Raw genomic sequence first — 18887 nt, forward strand, 5'->3', positions numbered from 1 at the left:
GGTCAGCCGTCGGTGCTGTCGGCGAGAAGCGCGGAGAGCGCCATCGCCGACAGCACCCGCGCCGTCTCGGCGTGCGCACGCGCGGACGACCGGGTCGAGTGCGGCGTGGAGTTGATCAGGCCGAAGCACGCCTGCACACGCAGGCGCTGATCCTCCGGGCCGCCGGTGCGCAGGTGCGTGAGTGCGGCGATCCAGAGGTCGATGTAGGTGCGCTGCAGCCGGCGCACCTCAGCGCGGTCGGCGTCAGCCAGATGGGCGACATCGCGGTCCTGCACGCGGATGACGTCGGCGTTGCCGAGGGCGAACTCGACGTGGAAGCCGATCAGGGCGCGCATCCGGCTCGGGGCATCCGTCGCCGCGTCGGAGACGCGGGTGCCCCCGCTGACGAGATCGGCGCTCACCCGGGTGAGCACCGCGCCCAGCAGCGCCTGCTTGCCGGGGAAGTGCCGATAGACCGCGGGTCCCGAGATCCCGACGGCGGCACCGATCTCCTCAAGGCTCACGCCGGAGTATCCTCGCGCGGCGAACAGCCTCGCGGCGGCCTCCAGGAGCGCATCCGTGCGCTCGGCCTTGGCGCGGTCACGCGCCGTGCTCGTGCTCGTCATCGCAGCAGGTCCTCGCAGTTCGGGTTAGTGAACACTAACCGAAATCGGGATGCCGCCACGAGAATGTGACGGAGCCGTGATCCGTCAGGCCGGGACTGCGGCGAGGAGACGCAGGCCGCCGCCGTCCATCGCGAAGGCGTAGGCAGCGCCGTTGCCGATGCGTTCTCCTGCTGCGGGCAGTGATCCGCCGGAGACGTGCTCGAGCAGCGCTCGGATCACACCGCCGTGGGTGCAGATCAGCACGGACTCGCTGCGCGGCGCCGAGCGCCGTCGGGCGGCGCGGTCGATGCGTGCCAGCGAGTCCAGGGCGCGCGTCGTGAGCTGCTGCACGGTCTCTGCCCCGGGGATCTCGTCGCGACGCGCTCCGAAGCGCTCCGTGTACTCATCCCAGAGCAGTCCCTCGGCCTCACCGAACTCGTGCTCTCGCATGCCCCTCGTGAGCACCGGTGCGGGGAGGCTCAGTTCTTCGGCGATGATCAGGGCCGTCTCCTGCGCACGGGAGAGCGGGCTGGCGTAGACGTGATCGAAACGCTGCCCCGACAGCTGCGCAGCAGCCGCCCGCGCCTGCCCACGCCCGGTGTCGTTGAGCGGGATGTCGGTCGACCCCTGAATGCGGCCCTCCTGGTTCCAGTCGGTCTGGCCATGGCGGACGAGAGTGAGAAGAGTCACCCACCGACCCTATCGGCGAGAGCTGAGAGGACCTCGCTGGTGCCGCCGCGGACGACGGCATCGGCCCAGGCGTCCGCCCTCGTCGGCTCGTGGTTCACCAGCACGATCGGGATGCCGCGTCGGCGGGCGCGCTCGATCACGCGGAGTCCCGAATTCACCGTGAGCGAGGTCCCCGCCACCAGCAGGGCCTCGGATGCGTGCACCAGCGACTCCGAGATGCGGAACCGGTCGGCCGGCACATACTCGCCGAAGAAGACGACGTCGGGCTTGAGCATGCCGCCGCAGACCGTGCACGGCGGGATGATGAAGCCGTCCGTGCTCTCGGGCGCGACGTCGCCGTCGGGGTTCATCACGATGTTCTCGGGAACGGTGATCCAGGGGTTGAGCTGCTCGATGCGGGCGCCCACGTCGCGGCGGTCGAAGACCTGTCGGCAGTCCAGGCACTGCACCCGGCGCATCGTGCCGTGGATCTCGACGACGCGCGTGCTGCCCGCGCTCAGGTGAAGGCCGTCGACGTTCTGTGTGACGACGCCCGTCACTGCACCGGCGCGCTCCATCGTCGCGAGCGCACGGTGTCCGGAGTTCGGCTGCACGGAGGCGAACGTGCGCCAGCCGAGGTGGCCTCCCACCCAGTAGCGGCGGCGGGCCGCCTCGTCGCCGAGATAGGTCTGAATCGTCATCGGGTTCGCGCGCGTGCGCGCCCCGGCGCCGCGATAGGCCGGGATGCCCGAGTCGGTGGAGATTCCGGCGCCGGTGAGCACCGCCGCGCGACGCCCCTCCAGCACTGCCGCGGCCTCGTCGATCTGCTTCTCGCTCGCCCCCGTGTCCACCACGCGAGTCTAGGGTCACCACCGTGTGGCGGGAAGATGGTCGTATGCATCTCATCGCCCTCGACGACCCGGACGACCCGCGTCTGGACGACTACCGTTCACTCACGGATGTCGCGCTGCGGCGCGCACAGGAGACCGAGCGCGGGCTGTACATGGCCGAGTCGCCGAAGGTGATCGAGCGGGCGCTGGCGGCAGGACACCGCCCGCGATCGGTGCTGGTGCAGCAGAAGTGGGTCGAGCAGGTGCGCGGGATGGTTCCCGAGGGGACCACGGTCTTCGTCGTGCCGGATGCCGTGTCCGAGGCGCTGACCGGATTCGCGGTGCATCGCGGTGCGCTGGCGGCGATGCACCGACCTGAGCTGCCGAGCGTCGGCGAACTGGTCCGAGGACTCCCGGAACGCTCTCGCGTGGCAGTCCTGGAGGGGCTGACCGACCATGCGAACGTCGGCGCCCTGTTCCGAGCCGCGGCGGCGCTCGGCATCGACGCGGTGCTGGTCTCTCCGGCCTGCGCGGATCCGCTGTACCGACGGTCGGTGCGGGTGTCGATGGGGACGGTGTTCCAGGTGCCGTGGACGAGGATCCCGGAGTGGCCGGCAGGCGTCCGTGTGCTGCAGGAGAACGACTACGTCGTGGCCGGCATGACGCTGGGGGAGGAGGCGATCGCCCTCGACGAACTCGTCGCCGAGCGCTGCAAGAGGCTGGCGCTCGTGTTCGGCACCGAGGGCGACGGGATCTCTCCCGAGACCGACGCGCTTCTCGATCGCCGTGCGACGATTCCCATGATGGGCGGCGTCGACTCGCTGAACGTGGCCGCTGCGTCGGCCGTGGCGTTCTACGCGACGAGGTGACAGACTCCTCCTGCTTCCGTGGACGCCCGCGGCTCGCTCGATCGAGCCCCTGCGGACACGATCGGTGGTGGTGAGGAGCGTTTGAGCGGCGGGTCGTGCTTGACCCTGACGTCGCGTCAGCCTCGATGCTCGGGGGATGTCCATGATCGAGCTCACTCCACGCCGTGGCAGCGACCCCGGGCCTGCCACACGCATCGACGACCAGGGCCACCCCGCGCTCAGGCGGGTCGCCGACGTCCTCCGCTCCCGCGCGGCCACCCCGCGGACGCTGCTTCTCGACGACGCTGACAGCATCGATCAGGCGGCTCTCTCCGGCGTTCGGGTGGAGTCGATCTATTCGACCCCGAAGCATGCGGAGGAGGCGACGGGTCTGCGCGACCGCATGAGTGGCGCGGACCAGTTCATCGTCGCGGAGGACACGATGCGCTCGCTGCTGCCGCGGGACAACGCGTCGCGGGTACTGGCCCTGGCCCGTGCACCGAGACCCGCCCGGTGGGCGGATCTGGCCGCTGCATCCGGCGACGTGCTGGTGCTTGATGGAGTCCGGATCACCGGGAACGTGGGCGCGATCATCCGCAGCGCCAGCGCGCTCGGCGCATCCGGAGTCGTCCTGGTCGACAGCGGACTGGGCACGGCCTTCGATCGTCGCCTGGTCCGGGCCAGCCGTGGCCTGGTGTTCGCGCTGCCGACGCTGCTTGCCGATCGAGACGATGTCGTGTCCTTCCTGTCCACGACGCGGATGCCACTTCTGGGTCTTGCTGCCGACGCACAGGCCCCGCTCGAGCACATCAGCCGGCGCTATGGCCGAGCGGCGATCCTCTTGGGATCGGAGCGATTCGGGCCGTCCGAGCAGCTCGAGGCGGCGGTCGCCGCACGCTACTCGATCCCCATGGAACCGGGCGTCGAGTCGTTGAACGTCTCGGTGGCCGCCGCCCTGGCGCTGTACGAGCGCCGGTGAAGCGGATGCCGAAAGGCGAGGACGACTGCGTCCGAAACGACGACTCGCCACGGTATCTAGGACCCGAGTCTCGCCATCGAGCCGAAAGCCGGAGGTCGTGGGTGGCGGGTTCGTTCTGATGGCGGCGATGCGCGCGAAGCGGAGGTGCCCGGCGCCGGCGGAAACCGTCCGAACGGCCCCAGCTGAGGTCTGCCTACGATGGATCGGTGATTCCCCCGAGCACCGAACGTCTCCGCTTCCGGCGCATGCAGCCCGCTGATCTCGATCTCATGGCCGGCATGCTCGGCGATCCGGAGGTCATGCGCTTCTATCCCGCTCCGAAGACACGCGAGCAGGCGGCCGCCTGGATCGCCTGGAACGAGCAGAACTATGCGGAGCACGGGTTCGGGCTGTGGATCGTGGAGACCCACGATGGCGAGTTCGTCGGCGACTGCGGGCTGACCTGGCAGGACGTCAACGGCATTCGCAGGCTGGAGGTCGGCTACCACGTCGTGACGGCGCGGCAGGGCCGCGGATACGCCACGGAAGCCGCGACCGCCTGCCGCGACTACGCGCGGGACGTGCTGGGGTCGCACGAGCTGATCGCCATCATCCACCCGGACAACAGCGCGTCGGAGGGCGTCGCCCGCAAGCTGGGCATGTCCCGCCTCGAAGACGATCACGGCGGGAGCCGGCCGGTCAGGACTGTGCTCGGCGTGCGATTCTCATGAGTCGTGCGCCCTCTGCTTCGGCGCCGGGAGCTGGCCCGCCAGCATCGCGGTGAGCGCGATCGCGAAGCCGAGCAGCTGGATCAGGGTGAGAGCCTCGCCGGCGATCACGGCGCCGAGCGTCGCGGCCACGAGCGGGGAGAGCAGCCCGAGCAGCGCGGTCGCGGTGACCGGGAGACGGCGGATGCCGTTGAACCAGATCGTGTACGTCAGCAGCGCCCCGACCAGGCCGAGCCAGGCGTAGCCGAGCCAGGCCGCGCCATCGATGTCGGCCGGCACGCCGTCGATGAGCAGCGCGGGCAGCAGGAGCACCAGACCCCCTGCGGTGAGCTGCCAACCCGCCAGGCCGACGGGGGAGACTCCCTCGGGGCGGCCCCACTTCTTCGTGAGCACGACGCCGGTACCCATCGAGACGGCCCCGGTGAGACCCGCGAGGATGCCGAGGGGCGACATCGCCGCGTCCGGGCCGAGCACGACGAGCGCGACGCCGATCATGCCGAGCACGCCCCATCCGACCCGCCAGCGTGAGAGCTTCTCGTGCAGGATCGCCACGGCCAGGAAGGCGATCACGATCGGCTGCGCTGCGCCGAGGGTGGCGGCCACGCCTCCGGGCAGCTGCTGGGCGGCGAGGAAGAGCAGCGGGAAGAAGGCGCCCATGTTCAGCGTGCCCAGTACCAGGCTCTTCCACCACCACGATCCGCGCGGCAACTGCCGGGCGATCAGCAGAGCGATGAGCCCGGCAGGGAGCGCACGCATCATGGCCGCGAACAGGGGGTGGCCCTCCGGCAGCAGGTGCGTGGTCACGATGTAGGTCGTGCCCCACACAGCGGGGGCCAGCGCGGTCAGCGCCGTCCAGCCCGCTCGGTTTCCGCTGCCCGGTGCGGTGCTCGAGGGTGCGAGTGGGCTTGTCGTCGTGGTCATGCTTCCATGGTCGACGCGACAAGAGTATGAGTCCAACGCATTGTTGTCATTGCAACTATGAACTGAGATCATCAAATGATGGAGCTTCAGCAGATGCGTTACGTGGTCGCGGTGGCGCAGGAGCGCAGCTTCACGCGGGCGGCCGAGCGATGCCACGTCGTGCAGTCCGCGCTCAGTCATCAGATCAAGGCCCTGGAGCGCGAACTGGGCGTCACACTGTTCGCCCGCAGCAGCCGCCGCGTCGAGCCCACGGCTGCGGGCGAAGCGTTCCTGACGTCGGCCCGCGCCAGTCTCGATGCCGCCGACCGCGCTATCGCCGATGCCGCGGCGGCCTCCGGGCAGATCCGGGGAACGCTGAACGTGGGTGCGATCCCGACGGTCACCGCCATCGACCTGCCCCAGGCGCTGGCAGCATTTCGAGGACTCCACCCCGCCGTGCGCGTCGGCGTGAGGACCGGTGGCAGCGACGAGTTCCTCACCGCGATCGCGGAAGGATCCATGGACGTGGCACTGCTCGGGCTGCCGGAGGAGCGAGCGCACCGCGGAGTCGCCATGCGGACCCTGGCTCACGAACGCCTCGTCGCCGTCGTAGGCGGCGACCACCCGCTGGCCGGACGATCCCGGTGCCGCCTGCGGGACCTCGGCGACAGTACGTTCGTGGACTTCCCGCCCGGGACGCCTGGGCGGGCCCAATCGGATCTCGCCTTCGAGCGCGCGGCGCTGCGCCGTGAGGTCGCGTTCGAAGCGATGAGCATCGACCTGATTCTGGGTCTGGTCCGGAATGGGCTCGCTGTCGCTCTGCTCGCGCCCGGTCTGATCCCCGAAGCAGGCGACTTGCACTCGATCGCGCTCGCTGACGGACCCACCCGCGTCCAATGTCTGGCGTGGAGCGACTTCAACGCATCACCGGCCGCGCGAGCCTTCGTCGAAAGTCTCTGAGCGGAGGGGCTGCCCGCACCGGTCGAGCGATGACGCTATGGTGACCTGATGACGGGCAACGACGACCGACCGGCCAGCCTCGATCGTGCCATCACCTGGACGGGTGTGGGCGCGGTCACGGCTCTCGCCGCACTTCTCGCGATGTTCAGCGCCTGGGGCTTCGTGAGCTCGAGCCCGCGCGCTGACAACGTCGGCGAAGAAGGGTTCTCCGTCGTCATCGGAGTCTTCTGCCTGCTGCTCGCCGCGGCGATCGCCCTTCCTGCCGGATGGGCGCTCGGACGCGGGGCTGATGCGGCGAGGCGACCTGTGCTCCGGGCGCTGCCGGCGATCGTCAGCGTCGCGTGGGTGGTCCTGGCCATTGTCCTGCTGAACGCGGGGATCGCGAACGTCCTCACCTCGATAGTGATGCTGCACCTCCCGCTGCCGTTGCCGTTGCTCGTCACGATCTCGGTCGTCACCGCGGGCACCGTTCCCGTCGGGATCGGGCTTCTCGCGGCGTTCATCATCCTGGTCTCTGTCCGAGGCAGCCGCCGTCGCACGCAGTTCTTCATCGGTGCCGAGGGATCCGTCGACAGCTCCGAATCACACGCTCGAAAGTCACTTCAAGCTGAGGTTTAGGGTTAGAGGCGAAAGTGTGTTCGAATGTCGGCTGCCTTCGCTTGAATAGAGGGTATGAACGGCGTCGTCGACAATCTCGAGCAGCTCGCGGAAGAGCTTGCTTCGATGGTCGATGACGCGTTTGCGGGGGAGCAGATCGCCGGACTGCCGGACGACGACTTGATGCGGCTGTTGGACGTCAGCGGACGGGTGCGGCGGCGGCTCGACGCGGTCCAGATCGAGGCAGCGGTGCAGGTGCAGGTGCAGGAGCGGTCGGACCGGTTCCGCGACGAGCGACTGACGGCAAGGCATGGCTGCGATCGACCGGCGGATCTGCTCTGCATGGTGATGCGTATCGATCGAGCCGGCGCGAGCCGGCTGTGCGGATGAGATCAGTGATCGAGGGCGCGATCTTCGAATGCGGCGTCGATGTCGACGTTCGGCAACGGGGGAATCCGGTCGTCGCGGAGCGCGCGGCGTGCGGTGATCACCCAGCCGAGCGGGATCGCGGCGCCGGTTGCCACCCCGACGGTCACGCCACCGAACACGGTGAACCAGCTGCCCGCCACGAACCCGGTGCCGACCCCCGCAGCCGCGCCCACCGCACAGTAGACGAGAAGATGGACGGCGAAGCTGCGGACACGCTGCAGTACGCGCCCGATCAGGCGGAGGGGCCATATGCCGAGCACCATCATCACGAGACCGATCGGCGCGGCGAGGAACAGGGCGAGGACTCCGATGAGGAGGCCGACGAAGAACCCGCCGACAGCGCGCGCCGGATCGATGTAGAGCGGCAGCAGGCTCGTCGCGAGCGTCAGCGGAAGCAGGATCAGGAACGCGAGCCATGCCCACAGCGCGCCGCGCATGAACTCCCGCTCGGTGAACGCCATCGGCATCTCCGCGCTGCGCGGTGACTCAGTGTTCACGCCGGGACCCTGTGCACGCGCGGCTCGCCGATGGCGGAGACCGCGGACCCGTCGAGGTGGTCGTCCCCGTCGAGAGCCCGCTTAGACGCATGCCGCCATCCGAACGTCACCGAGATGGCGGCGGCGACCGCGAACGCCAGCGAGAGCACAGCGGCGCCCGGAGCGGGACCGCCGGCGAAGATCGCGCTGACGACCAGACCGATGACGGCGCCGAGCCCGGCGAAACACGCGAGGTGCACCCCGCGAGGCCGCACGCGCCGCAGGCACCAGCCGAGCACCCAGGCGACCGGGCTGAACACGGCCATCGCAGCCAGTGAGATTCCGCCGCCGAACAGCAAGCCGTAGCCGACGATCACGAGGGCGCCTCCTCCCGCCCCGAAGAGGACGGGCAGAACGATCAGACAGGCGACAAGGATCGCCAGGAAGAGTCCCCATGCCGCCCACATTCCGCGTAGGAACTCGGCGAACGTGAACCCCATCGGACGCTCCGGCGACCTGGTGCGGGGGAGATCGGCACTCACCGCACCCGCCCTTCCCGGTGCGTCGTTATGCCCTGTGCGACGGCCCACCCGGCAGGTACTGCGATGGCCGCGACGACCGCGAGACCGGAGCCGCCGGGCGTGAACCACGCGCCGAAGAGCACCCACCACACGCCGCCGATGGCGAAGCCCAGAACGGCGAACGCGGCGAGGTGGAGCAGGACGCTGCGACAGCGGTCGAGGGCGAATCCGAGCAGGCAGCCGAGCGGACTGAACAGGATCACGGCGATACCGAGAGGCACGGCCAGGACGAGTGGGAAGGTGGCCAGCTGTGAGGCGAAGAGATCCCCGCCGCAGAGCATCGGCCCGTCGCCGGTTCCCCCGCAGGAGTAGATTGACACCTCCTGTCGGCGCTCGGCTGCATACGCCGCCCACACACCGACCAGTGTGATCACCCACACGGCGCCCAAGGCGATCACGAACGCGGGAACGTGCTCCTTCGGCCGCACCGGCATGTTCACGCCCTGACCTCGGCGATCTGGTCGAGAAGATCACGGGTGACGCCGCGGATACCCGGCATCCGCAGGAACGGCAGCGCGACGGAGAAGAGCCGCAGCGCCGTGTCGAGCAGCCGCTGCGTACTGCGGTGGTCCGCGCTGTCGTCGTACGTCCAGCGCAGCACGAGGCCGAGATAGAGCACGAACAGGGTGTCCGGCATCCGGCTCGCGATGTCATCGGGGACTCGATGATCGGCGCCGTCGATCGCTCGCCGGATCAGGCCGACCGTCAGGTCGCGGGACGGCGACGACTCCCGCGACAGCGGGTTGATGGGGGAGTCCGGCGCGATCATCGCACTGAGGAAACCTGGAGCCACCTTCTTGTACGGCTCCAGGTTCGCCAGCCCGGTCTCGAACACGACGCGCAGCCGATCGACCAGTCCGGTGACGCCGTCCAGCTGCGGCACGGCGATGCGCGCGTGGTCGCTCTGCACCTGCTCGTACAGCTCCTGCACCAGGTGCGTCTTCGACGGGAAGTAGTAGTAGGCGTTGCCGACCGACACCCCCGCCTCCGCGGCGATCAGGCGGATCGTCGTGTCGGGATAGCCGCGCTCGATGAACGACGTGATCGCTGCATCCTTGATCCTGCTGCGGGTCTGCTCCGCCTTGGGAGTGAGCTCAGAACTGAACATGTTCAAATACTAGCCCGCAACAGCCACCATCGATACCCCCGACTCAGTTCAGCGCGTGCAGCGCGGCCGCGGCCTCCGGCGCGCGATCCGTGGAACGGAGGGCTTCGGCCATGAGGTACCCATCGGTGAGCGCGTCGCCGGTGATCATGACCCGCACGAGTTCGACGCCGCAGGCCCCCCTGATCTCGTCCGCGCACGCGGCCAGCACGCGCGTGCTGACCTCGTCGTTGTGCGGCAGATTCTCACCGTCGATCCGCCGGACGGCATCGCGCAGCGCGGCACTCACCAGGTTCGACGCCCGCTCCTTGACGTTCACCACATCGAGTTCGAACACCCGTAGATCGTGCCCGGAGGGGATCGGTCGCCACTCGAACGACGCGTGCACCCGGTGCTGATGCCCGCTCGCGCCTGTGAGCTCCCGCACCGGAAGGTCGGTCGCGCGGCAGCGCACGTCCACGAGCTTGTACCAGTAGAACAGCGGGAACGCGCCGTGCGATCCGGGCCGCAGCACCACGACCTCACCCGCGCCGTCCGGGGCGCCCTTCGGCTTGCGGATGATCGGCTTCCCGTTGCGCGTGCGGATCGCCGTCCATCCCTCCTCGACCGTCACGATGAAGAGCTTCAGCAGGGCCGGGACGACGAGCAGGACCGTCAGGAACATGGTGCCCGTCTTCAGCAGGCTCATCGTCCCCTTGGCGCTCATCATGGTCAGGAGCATGTCCATGCCCCCACTGTGCCCGCCGGCGCGGGCGCTGGGATGCAAAAGGCGCCCGGATCAGGAGCTGTTCAGTCGGCGTTCTCCGAGAGTTCCGCCAGAGTCCGGGTGACGAGCTCGGCGACGGGCCCGAAGACTCGCGATCGCTCCTCAGGCACCAGCCCGATGCGCGAGCGACGGTCCAGCACGTCATCCGCAGTGAGCGCCAGCTCCGAGCGCACGGCAGTGACCACGTCGCCCCTGGTCACAGGCAGGCCCTCCACCAGCGGCTCCGCCGGCGTGACCGCGGCATCCACCAGCCGAAGAGAAGCCGTCCGACTCGGACGCTGCGGCAGGCCGCGCAGCCGCGCGACGAGATCCACCGCATCCTCCGCCATCCGTCGGTAGGTCGTCAGTTTGCCGCCCAGCACCGACACGAACCCCTGTTCGGATGCTGCCACGAGATGTTTCCGCGAGACGTCGGCCGAGGAACCCTCACCGCTGTCCACGAGCGGGCGCAGCCCGGCGAATGCACCGCGCACCCGGTCACGCCCGATCGGCTGCGCGAGCACCCGGTTCACGCTCTCGAGCAGGAACTCGATTTCGGCCTCGGTGGGCTCCGCCACCCGCGGCACCGACCCCGGGGCATCCTCGTCGGTCAATCCGACGTAGACGCGCCCGTCCAGCTGCGGCAGAGCGAAGACGTAGCGGCTGATCGAACCCGGATGAGGGATGGTCAGCGCGGCTGCAGGATGCCCGAGATCGGCGGCATCCAGCACGATGTGCGTTCCGCGACTCGGTCGCACCGCGATAGCCGGATCGAGGGTGCCGGCCCACACTCCTGTGGCGTTGACCACGGCCCGGGCGCGGATCTCGAGCCGCTCGCCGGTGAGCACGTCTTCGAGAGTCGCTCCGTCGCCGCGCACCGTGACCGCACGCACGCGGGTGAGGATGCGTGCGCCGAGACTCGCAGCGGTGCGCGCCACGGTCACCACGAGGCGTGCGTCGTCGACGAGTTGACCGTCGTAGGACAGCATGCCGCCGCGCAGACCCTGTGCGGCGAGTGCCGGCACCAGCCGCTGCGCAGTGCGCGCCGACACCACCCTCGGGCCGGGCAGGGTCTTCCGAGGCGTGTGCGCCCGCATCCGCAGCAGATCGCCCATCAGCATCCCCACTGCGCCTGCGGAGCGCTGCGAGAACGTGACGCCGTGCGCGAACGGCAGCAGCTGGGGGAGCGGACGGATCAGATGGGGCGCGATCACGGTCATCAGCAGGTGCCGCTCGATCGCGCTCTCCTTGGCCGTGGCCACGTCTCCGGTGGCGAGGTAGCGCAGGCCGCCGTGCACGAGCTTCGAACTGAAACGGCTGGTGCCGAAGGCGAGGTCCTCGCCCTCGACGAGCACGACGCTCAGACCGCGCGATGCGGCATCCAGCGCGGTGCCGACGCCGGTGATGCCACCACCGACCACGAGGACGTCGACCGTCTCCTCGGCCGCGCGTTCAAGATCGCTCCGGCGCCGCTCGGCGTTGAGATCGGCGGATGCGGTGGTCACGGTCGCAGCAGCCCGTCCAGTGCGGCGCGCAGCTCGCGCTCCCAGGCGTCCTCGTCGATGAGCTCGGCGACCGTGCCGTGCGAGAGCACAGCCGACTGGGCGACGAGCAGAAGCATCACCGCGATCTCCTGCGCGGGTGCCTTGCGCACGGTGCCGCCCTGCTGCGCGGCGTCGATCGCCTGCGCCAGCCAGCCGATGATCATTCGCTGGCTCGAACCGACCCGCTGCAGCGTGTAGCGCGTGAACGCCTCAGGCTCCTCGGCGAGGAGCCGTCCGTACACCTCGTCGCCGCGGAAGAGGCGAATGAAGCGCAGCACGTCCTCGACGACGTCATCACGGTCGCGGTCGCGTGCGGGGAAGCGGGCCAGGATGCCGGCGGCGCGACGCAGCAGCGCCGTACGGACGACATCGTCGGCATCGCTCCAGCTGCGATAGATCGTGGGGCGGCTGACCTCGGCGCGGCGGGCGAGCTCTGCGATGGTCACGTCGTGCACACCGCGGCGCACCATGACCTCGTCGGCCGCGTCCAGGACCCTGCTCTGCGTGGCATCCCAGGTCGGCAACACCACGGCCGGAGTGATCTCTTCGAGTTGACGTTCTTCCACAATGTGTCACACTGTAACGCATGATCGACGAAAACGGCAGAGTCGCCGAAGACGCGCCGATGCGCTGGAACGGCTGGGGCGACGCGGCCAAGGAGAAGGATCTCCCGCGCGCCGTGCGCACACTGCTGCCTCTGCTGCTGGGGCGGATCCGCCGTCCGGAGCCCGCTGTCCTGCTGCCGGATGTGGTGCTCCCGGCATCCGCTCTTACGGCGGAGGACCTCGCCGTCTTCGGCGCCGTCGTCGGTGCCGAGCACATCGACGTCTCGCTCGAAACGCGCGTGCGGCACGCGGGGGGCAGGTCGACTCCCGACCTGCTGCGCCGGAGGATGCTGCGCCAGAATGCCCCGGACGCGATCGTGCGCGCCGGCAGCCATGCCGACGTGGTCGCGTGTCTCGCGATCGCCGCCGAGCGCGACCTCGCCGTGATCCCGTTCGGCGGAGGCACCAGCGTGGTCGGCGCGCTCGACCCTGAGCGCGGCCGGCACCGTGCGGTGATCAGCCTCGACCTGCGCCGGATGTCGGGGCTGATCGCGCTCGACGAGGTCAGCGGCGAGGCGATCCTCGCGGCCGGCACCACCGGGCCTGACGCGGAAGCGCTCCTCGCCGCCCACGGGTACGAGCTCGGCCACTACCCGCAGAGCTTCCGCTATGCGACGATCGGCGGTTTCGCGGCCGCGCGATCGTCAGGGCAGAACTCGGCAGGCTACGGCCGGTTCGAGACCATGGTCACCGGCATCCGCGTCGCGACGCCAACGGGCGAGCTCGAATTGGGGCGGTCGCCCGGGTCAGCGGCGGGCCCCGACCTGGTGCGCGTGTTCCTCGGGTCCGAGGGCATCTTCGGCGTCATCACGGAGGTCCGCGTGCGTGTGCATCGGGTGCCGCGTGAGCGGGTCTTCGAGGCGTGGACGTTCCGCGACTTCGCCTCGGGAGCCGACGGCCTGCGCCGAGTCGCGCAGCAGGGCGGCGGTCCGACCGTGATCCGGCTGTCCGATGAGGCCGAGACCGCGGTCAGCCTCGCGCAGGTGGGCAGGATCGGCAAGCTTCTGGCCAAGGGCGCGAGCGTCATCACCGTGTACGAGGGCGACGACATCGCCGGCCGCCGTGCACGCACCGCGGAACTGCTCACCCAGTCGGGTGGTACGTCGACCGGGCAGGGCGCCGCCGAGGACTGGCTCGTGGGCCGCTTCGACGGACCCTACCTGCGCGACTCCCTGCTCGATGCCGGCGTGTTCTGCGAGACGCTCGAGACCGCGACCACCTGGTCGAACCTGCAGAGCCTCCGCGATGCCGTCGAGAGCGCGCTGCGCGAGGGGTTCGCCGCCGAGGGCGCGAAGAGCTACATCATGTGCCATGTCTCGCACATCTACCCGACCGGGGGCTCGCTGTACTTCACGGTGCTCGCCGGCCTGCGCACCGAGCCGTTGGAAGCCTGGCAGCGGGTGAAAGCTGCCGTGAACGACGCGATCATCGCCAGCGGCGGCACGATCAGCCATCACCACGCCGTCGGGCGCGATCACGCCCCCTGGCTCGAGCAGGAGATCGGCGAGACCGGGGTGCGCATCCTGCGCGCCATCAAGCGTGAGCTCGACCCCACCGGCATCCTCAACCCGGGCGCCGTGGTCTCCGAGCGGGACGCCTGAGGTGGGCGAACACATCGCCCTGCTGGCCAATCCGTACGCCGGCAAAGGACGGGGGCGTGACGCCGCGGATGCCGCGCTCGCGCACCTGCGTGCGCGCGGCGCCGAGGTTCGGACCTATGCCGGTCGCTCCGCGACGGAGACTGCGGCACTGGCAGCACGGGCGATCGCTGAGCGTCCCCGCGTACTGGTCCTGGTCGGCGGCGATGGCACGCTCTCCGGCATCCTCGGGGCGGTCCGCGACACGGATTTGCCAATCGCGCTCGTCGCGGCCGGGACGGGCAACGACCTCGCGCGTGCGCTCGGGCTTCCCAGACACGATGCGGCTGCCGCGGCGGAACTCGCCCTCACCGGCGTCGCGCGCAGGATCGACGTCGGCGAGATCCGAACGCCCGCCGGAAGCACCCCGTTCCTCACCGTCGCCGCGCTCGGCTTCGACGCCAAGGTCAGCGACCGCACCAATCAGCTGCGCTGGCCGCGCGGCAAACTGCGCTATTACCTCGCGATCATCGTCGAACTGGTGCGGCTGCGGCCGATGGACTTCACGATGACGGCGGACGGCGAGGAGCCCGCACGGCGACCCGGCACCCTGATCGCGGTCGCCAACACGGCGAGCTACGGCGGCGGGATGCCGGTGGCTGCCGGCGCGGCGCCGGATGATGCACTGCTGGACGTCGTCCACGTCGCGCCGCTCGGGCGGTTCCGGCTGGCGATGCTGTTCCCGCTGCTGCTCCGAGGGCGGCATCTGGAGCGGCCGGAGGTGACGCACCGGCATGCCCGCTCGGTGGCTGTGCGCGCGCCGGGGCTCGTCGTCTACGCGGACGGCGAAAGGATCGGCGAGGGCGAGTGCACGATCACCGTGCACCCGGCTGCGCTGACGGTGATGGTTCCTGGAGAGGAGAGTCATGAGTGACTTCGACGAGGACGTCGTCGTCATCGGATCGGGATTCGGCGGTTCCGTTGCCGCACTCCGGCTGGCCGAGAAGGGCTACCGCGTGCGGGTCTATGAGGCCGGCCGCCGCTTCGAGGACGACGACTTCGCCAAGACGTCCTGGGATGTGCGCAGGTATCTGTGGGCACCCGCGATCGGATGCCGCGGCGTGCAGCGCATCCACCGACTGCCCGACGTGATGATCCTGGCCGGTGCGGGCGTCGGCGGCGGTTCGCTGAACTACGCGAACACCCTGTACCAGCCCGGTGCCGCGTTCTTCGCCGATCGGCAGTGGACCGGCATCGCCGACTGGCAGACCGAGCTCGAGCCGCACTACGCGACGGCGAAGCGGATGCTGGGCGTCGTCGAGCACTACCCGCACACCGGACCGGTCGAGCGGATCATGGCGGGAGCCGCGGAGGACCTCGGCGTGGGCGACACGTTCCGCCGCGCGCCGGTCGGCGTCTTCCTCGGCACACCAGGCGTGCGCGTGCCGGACCCGTTCTTCGATGGCGAAGGACCGGACCGCACCGGATGCACGCTGTGCGGCAACTGCATGGTCGGCTGCCGCGTGGGCGCGAAGAACACCCTCATGAAGAACTACCTCGCTCTGGCAGAGCGCCGCGGCGTGGTCATCGAGGCGCTCCGGACGGTCACCGAGGTGCGGGCGCTGCGCGGTGGCGGGTTCTCCGTCACGACGCAGAACAGCGGCGCCTGGCTGCGGCACGGCCGCCGCTCGGTCACGGCGAAGCAGGTGGTTCTCGCAGCCGGCACCTGGGGCACGCAGCAGCTGCTGCACCGGATGAAGGCATCCGGTGCGCTGCCCCGACTGTCGGATGCGCTCGGACGTCTCACCCGCACCAATTCCGAGGCGCTCGACGGCGCGATCGCGACGCGGGTTCCGGAGTCGCTGGAGTTCACCCGCGGCGTCGCGATCACCACGTCCTTCCACGTCGACGAGCGCACCCACGTCGAGAACGTGCGTTATGGTCCAGGCTCGAACCTCATGGGCGCGCTGGCGACGATCCTCGTCCCCGGCGATGTGCCGCTGCACCGGCGTCTCGGCCACCTGATCGGCCGGGCCCTGCGGCATCCGGTACGGCAGCTGCGCCTGGGCTCGCTGCATCGTTGGAGCGATCGCGGCATCATCGCGCTGGTGATGCAGACCGCCGACAACTCGCTGACCCTCTCGCTGCGCCGTCGCTTCGGTCGCCTGGTGATGACGAGCAGACAGGGGCACGGCGAGCCCAACCCCAGCCATCTGCCGCAGGCGCACCGTGCGGCGGAGGCGATCGCCGCGCGGATCGAACAGGACGGTGGAGTGCCGGCAGAGGCGAGGGGATCCTGGCCCGAGGTCTTCGGCATTCCGCTGACCGCCCACTTCCTGGGCGGCGCGGTCGTCTCGAGGAGCCCGGAGGAGGGTGTCATCGACGGGTACCACCGCGTGTGGGGGCATCCGGATCTGCACGTCGTGGACGGCGCAGCCGTGCCCGCGAACCCCGGCGTGAACCCTTCTCTCACGATCACCGCGCTCGCGGAGCGCGCGCTGTCGTTCTGGCCGGCAGCAGGGGAGCCGGACTCGCGGCCGGCGCAGTAGCCGCTCATACGGAAGGGGCGGGAGAGGATGTTCCCTCTCCCGCCCCTCCTGTCGTCGTGATCAGGCGATGCCGCGGATCACCGGCGTGTGGAAGGTGCCGCCGAAGACGCGCTCCGAAGCTCCTTCACGGTCCAGGTACGGCGACGCGCCGCCGTCGATGAACGGCCAGCCCGCCCCGAGGATCAGGCACAGGTCGATGTCCTCGACCTCGGGCACGACGCCCTCGTCCAGCATGAGACGGATCTCCTGCGCAAGGCCGTCCTGCACACGACGCAGGATCTCGTCGGCGGATGCCGGGGCGCTGCCCGCGGCCTGCTTGACGAGCTTGTCCGCCGCCTTCGTGAACCCGGTCACGCGGCCGCCCTTGTCCTTCTCGACCACCTGGTCGAGGTCGGCCAGGGCGTGGAAGTTCTCGTTCGCGTAGAACCGCTCCGGGAAGTGCGCCACCATCGTGTCCTGCACGTGCGCGGCGACCTTCCAGCCGACCAGGTCGATCAGCTGGAACGGGCCCATCGGCAGTCCGAGCGGACCGAACGCCTTCTCCACGTCGGCCACCGGGGTGCCCTCGTAGACGGCGCGCGCGGCCTCGCCCATGACCTTGGCCAGCAGGCGGTTCACCACGAACCCGGGGGCGTCGGCGGTGAGCACGGCGTTCTTGCCGAGGCCCTTCGCCACGACGAACGCGGTCGACAGTGCGGCCTCCGTGGTCGAGGACGTCTTCACGATCTCGATCAGCGGCATGACCGCGACCGGGTTGAAGAAGTGGAAGCCGACCAGACGCTCGGGGTGCTCGAGCTTCGAGCCGATCTCCTCCACCGACAGCGAGGAGGTGTTGGTCGCGAGGATCGCGTCCTCGGCGATGATCTTCTCGATCTCGCCGAACACGGCCTGCTTGACGCCGACCTCCTCGAACACGGCCTCGATCACGAAGTCGCAGTCCGCGTACAGGGACTTGTCGGTCGTGCCGGTGACCAGGCCGCGCAGCTTGTTCGCGGTGTCGCCGTCCAGACGGCCCTTAGCCTCGAGCTTGCCGATCTCCTCGTGGATGTACGCCACGCCCTTGTCGACGCGTGCCTGGTCGAGGTCGGTGATCAGCACCGGCACCTGCAGCTTGCGCACGAACAGCAGCGCGAACTGGCTGGCCATCAGACCGGCGCCGATGATGCCGACCTTGGTGACCTTCTTCGCCAGGGCCTTGTCGGGAGCACCGACCGGACGCTTGGCGCGCTTCTGCACCAGGTCGAAGGCGTACATCGACGCGGCGAACTGGTCGCCGGTGACGAGTTCGGCGAGCGCCTCGTCCTCACGGGCGAAACCCTCCGCCTTGGTGCCGCTGCGTGCCTTGTCGAGCAGCTCGAGCGCCGCGTAGGGCGACTTCGGCACGGTGCCGATCTTCGACTCGAGCATGCCGCGCGCCATCTTGATGGCGACCGGCCATTTGACCGTGCGCTCGATCTTGCCGGGGGCGTTCTTGCGCTCGACCTTCTTTCCACCGAGGACCGTGTCGGCCCAGCGCAGCGAGTTCTCGAGGAAGTTCGAGGCGGGGTAGATCGCGTCGAAGATGCCGAGCTCGTACGCCTGCTGAGGCTTGAGCATGCGGTTCTGCTTCAGCGGATTCGAGATCACCACCTCGAGGGCGTTCTCGATGCCGATCAGGTTCGGCAGCAGGTACGCGCCGCCCCAGCCGGGGATGATGCCCAGGAACACCTCGGGCAGCGCGAGCGCCGCGGCCGAGGCATCCACCGTGCGGTAGGTGGAGTTCAGCGCGATCTCCATGCCGCCGCCCAGCGCGAGGCCGTTCACGAAGGCGAAGCTGGGCACGCCCAGGTCGCTCAGCGAGCCGATCACCTTGTGGCCGAGCTGTGCGATGAGGCGCGCGTTGTCCTTCGAGCCCACCCTGCTGATGTCGGACAGGTCGGCGCCGGCGGCCAGGATGTACTGCTTGCCGGTGATGCCGACCGCCTGGATCTCGCCCGCGGCGGCGCGCGCCTTGAGACCGGCGAGCGTCTCGCCGAGCTCGGTCAGGGTGGCGGGACCGAGGGTGTTCGGACGGGTGTGGTCACGGCCGTTGTCGAGCGTGATCAGCGCGAGCACCTTGCCCGAGGCGAGTCGCACGTCGCGCACGGGGGAGTGCGTGATGACCTCGCCCTCGGTGAGGGCCATGATCGGCGAGAAGTCGATGTCGTCGTAGTTCGTCATGGT

General features: G+C 69.7%; 21 protein-coding genes. 9 read left to right on the forward strand and 12 right to left on the reverse strand.

Features of this window, described 5'->3' with window-relative positions; all coding sequences use genetic code 11:
* Window positions 1-2: 2 nt before the first annotated feature.
* The 3 genes from ACFVDO_RS01790 to ACFVDO_RS01800 all read right to left on the reverse strand — a co-directional run bounded on the left by ACFVDO_RS01790 (window position 3) and on the right by ACFVDO_RS01800 (window position 2104).
* Complete coding sequence (locus ACFVDO_RS01790) at window positions 3-605, reverse strand: TetR/AcrR family transcriptional regulator (protein WP_378858941.1); 603 nt, start codon at window positions 603-605, stop codon at window positions 3-5.
* Between the two features lie 84 nt (window positions 606-689).
* Complete coding sequence (locus tag ACFVDO_RS01795) at window positions 690-1274, reverse strand: histidine phosphatase family protein (protein ID WP_378858942.1); 585 nt, start codon at window positions 1272-1274, stop codon at window positions 690-692.
* Window positions 1271-2104, reverse strand: coding sequence for a Sir2 family NAD-dependent protein deacetylase (locus ACFVDO_RS01800; protein WP_378858943.1), 834 nt, complete (start codon window positions 2102-2104; stop codon window positions 1271-1273). The genes ACFVDO_RS01795 and ACFVDO_RS01800 overlap by 4 nt, the downstream gene beginning before the upstream one ends.
* Window positions 2105-2148: 44 nt before the next feature.
* Here ACFVDO_RS01800 and ACFVDO_RS01805 point away from each other — a divergent pair, with 44 nt between their 5' ends.
* The 3 genes from ACFVDO_RS01805 to ACFVDO_RS01815 all read left to right on the forward strand — a co-directional run bounded on the left by ACFVDO_RS01805 (window position 2149) and on the right by ACFVDO_RS01815 (window position 4620).
* Window positions 2149-2952, forward strand: a complete 804-nt coding sequence (locus tag ACFVDO_RS01805) for a TrmH family RNA methyltransferase (RefSeq protein ID WP_378858944.1) — start codon at window positions 2149-2151, stop codon at window positions 2950-2952.
* 136 nt (window positions 2953-3088) lie between these two features.
* Entirely contained in the window at window positions 3089-3910 is an 822-nt protein-coding gene (locus ACFVDO_RS01810; RefSeq protein ID WP_378858945.1) for a TrmH family RNA methyltransferase, read from the forward strand.
* Between the two features lie 206 nt (window positions 3911-4116).
* Window positions 4117-4620 (forward strand): GNAT family N-acetyltransferase, encoded by a 504-nt coding sequence (locus ACFVDO_RS01815; protein WP_378858946.1) that lies wholly within the window; start codon window positions 4117-4119, stop codon window positions 4618-4620.
* Here the strand turns inward: ACFVDO_RS01815 and ACFVDO_RS01820 are convergent.
* The gene (locus ACFVDO_RS01820) at window positions 4615-5538 is read right to left on the reverse strand and encodes an EamA family transporter (protein WP_378858947.1); all 924 of its coding nucleotides are present in this window, start codon (window positions 5536-5538) and stop codon (window positions 4615-4617) included. The two genes, ACFVDO_RS01815 and ACFVDO_RS01820, sit on opposite strands and share 6 nt — an antisense overlap.
* A gap of 78 nt (window positions 5539-5616) precedes the next feature.
* Between ACFVDO_RS01820 and ACFVDO_RS01825 the strand changes: the two genes are divergently transcribed.
* Genes ACFVDO_RS01825 through ACFVDO_RS01835 form a run of 3 tightly spaced genes read left to right on the forward strand, consistent with a single transcriptional unit; the run spans window position 5617 to window position 7464 of the window.
* The gene (locus ACFVDO_RS01825) at window positions 5617-6477 is read left to right on the forward strand and encodes a LysR family transcriptional regulator (protein ID WP_378858948.1); all 861 of its coding nucleotides are present in this window, start codon (window positions 5617-5619) and stop codon (window positions 6475-6477) included.
* Window positions 6478-6525: 48 nt separating this feature from the next.
* Window positions 6526-7095 carry a hypothetical protein gene (locus tag ACFVDO_RS01830; RefSeq protein ID WP_378858949.1) on the forward strand — a complete coding sequence of 190 codons (570 nt, stop codon included), beginning with the start codon at window positions 6526-6528 and terminating at the stop codon, window positions 7093-7095.
* Window positions 7096-7149: 54 nt separating this feature from the next.
* Window positions 7150-7464 (forward strand): hypothetical protein, encoded by a 315-nt coding sequence (locus ACFVDO_RS01835; protein WP_378858950.1) that lies wholly within the window; start codon window positions 7150-7152, stop codon window positions 7462-7464.
* A 2-nt stretch (window positions 7465-7466) separates the two neighbouring features.
* Here the strand turns inward: ACFVDO_RS01835 and ACFVDO_RS01840 are convergent, their stop codons facing one another.
* The 7 genes from ACFVDO_RS01840 to ACFVDO_RS01870 form a co-directional block, all read right to left on the reverse strand.
* Window positions 7467-8000 carry a hypothetical protein gene (locus ACFVDO_RS01840; protein ID WP_378858951.1) on the reverse strand — a complete coding sequence of 178 codons (534 nt, stop codon included), beginning with the start codon at window positions 7998-8000 and terminating at the stop codon, window positions 7467-7469.
* On the reverse strand, window positions 7997-8479 hold the full coding sequence (locus ACFVDO_RS01845) for a hypothetical protein (RefSeq protein ID WP_378858952.1): 483 nt from the start codon (window positions 8477-8479) through the stop codon (window positions 7997-7999). The genes ACFVDO_RS01840 and ACFVDO_RS01845 overlap by 4 nt, the downstream gene beginning before the upstream one ends.
* Before the next feature lie 38 nt (window positions 8480-8517).
* Window positions 8518-9000 (reverse strand): hypothetical protein, encoded by a 483-nt coding sequence (locus ACFVDO_RS01850; RefSeq protein WP_378858953.1) that lies wholly within the window; start codon window positions 8998-9000, stop codon window positions 8518-8520.
* A complete protein-coding gene (locus ACFVDO_RS01855) occupies window positions 8997-9668 on the reverse strand; it encodes a TetR/AcrR family transcriptional regulator (RefSeq protein WP_378858954.1) in 672 nt (223 codons plus the stop codon). The genes ACFVDO_RS01850 and ACFVDO_RS01855 overlap by 4 nt, the downstream gene beginning before the upstream one ends.
* 43 nt (window positions 9669-9711) lie before the next feature.
* Complete coding sequence (locus tag ACFVDO_RS01860) at window positions 9712-10392, reverse strand: SPFH domain-containing protein (RefSeq protein WP_378858955.1); 681 nt, start codon at window positions 10390-10392, stop codon at window positions 9712-9714.
* A 62-nt stretch (window positions 10393-10454) separates the two neighbouring features.
* Window positions 10455-11915, reverse strand: a complete 1461-nt coding sequence (locus tag ACFVDO_RS01865) for a glycerol-3-phosphate dehydrogenase/oxidase (RefSeq protein ID WP_378858956.1) — start codon at window positions 11913-11915, stop codon at window positions 10455-10457.
* Window positions 11912-12520: a TetR/AcrR family transcriptional regulator gene (locus ACFVDO_RS01870; protein ID WP_378858957.1), complete on the reverse strand. Its 609-nt coding sequence runs from the start codon at window positions 12518-12520 to the stop codon at window positions 11912-11914. The genes ACFVDO_RS01865 and ACFVDO_RS01870 overlap by 4 nt, the downstream gene beginning before the upstream one ends.
* A 20-nt stretch (window positions 12521-12540) precedes the next feature.
* Here ACFVDO_RS01870 and ACFVDO_RS01875 point away from each other — a divergent pair, with 20 nt between their 5' ends.
* From ACFVDO_RS01875 to ACFVDO_RS01885, 3 genes are read left to right on the forward strand one after another with little or no spacing between them, the layout of a single operon-like run.
* Entirely contained in the window at window positions 12541-14160 is a 1620-nt protein-coding gene (locus ACFVDO_RS01875; RefSeq protein WP_378858958.1) for an FAD-binding oxidoreductase, read from the forward strand.
* Window position 14161: 1 nt separating this feature from the next.
* Window positions 14162-15070 carry a diacylglycerol/lipid kinase family protein gene (locus ACFVDO_RS01880; RefSeq protein ID WP_378858959.1) on the forward strand — a complete coding sequence of 303 codons (909 nt, stop codon included), beginning with the start codon at window positions 14162-14164 and terminating at the stop codon, window positions 15068-15070.
* The gene (locus ACFVDO_RS01885) at window positions 15063-16685 is read left to right on the forward strand and encodes a GMC oxidoreductase (RefSeq protein WP_378858960.1); all 1623 of its coding nucleotides are present in this window, start codon (window positions 15063-15065) and stop codon (window positions 16683-16685) included. The genes ACFVDO_RS01880 and ACFVDO_RS01885 overlap by 8 nt, the downstream gene beginning before the upstream one ends.
* Before the next feature lie 60 nt (window positions 16686-16745).
* On the opposite strand, the gene ACFVDO_RS01890 is transcribed toward ACFVDO_RS01885, so the two are convergent.
* Window positions 16746-18884, reverse strand: a complete 2139-nt coding sequence (locus tag ACFVDO_RS01890; RefSeq protein ID WP_378858961.1) for a 3-hydroxyacyl-CoA dehydrogenase NAD-binding domain-containing protein — start codon at window positions 18882-18884, stop codon at window positions 16746-16748.
* Between the last annotated feature and the right edge of the window lie 3 nt (window positions 18885-18887).

Source organism: Microbacterium sp. NPDC057741, assembly GCF_042798735.1.
Taxonomy (GTDB): domain Bacteria; phylum Actinomycetota; class Actinomycetes; order Actinomycetales; family Microbacteriaceae; genus Microbacterium.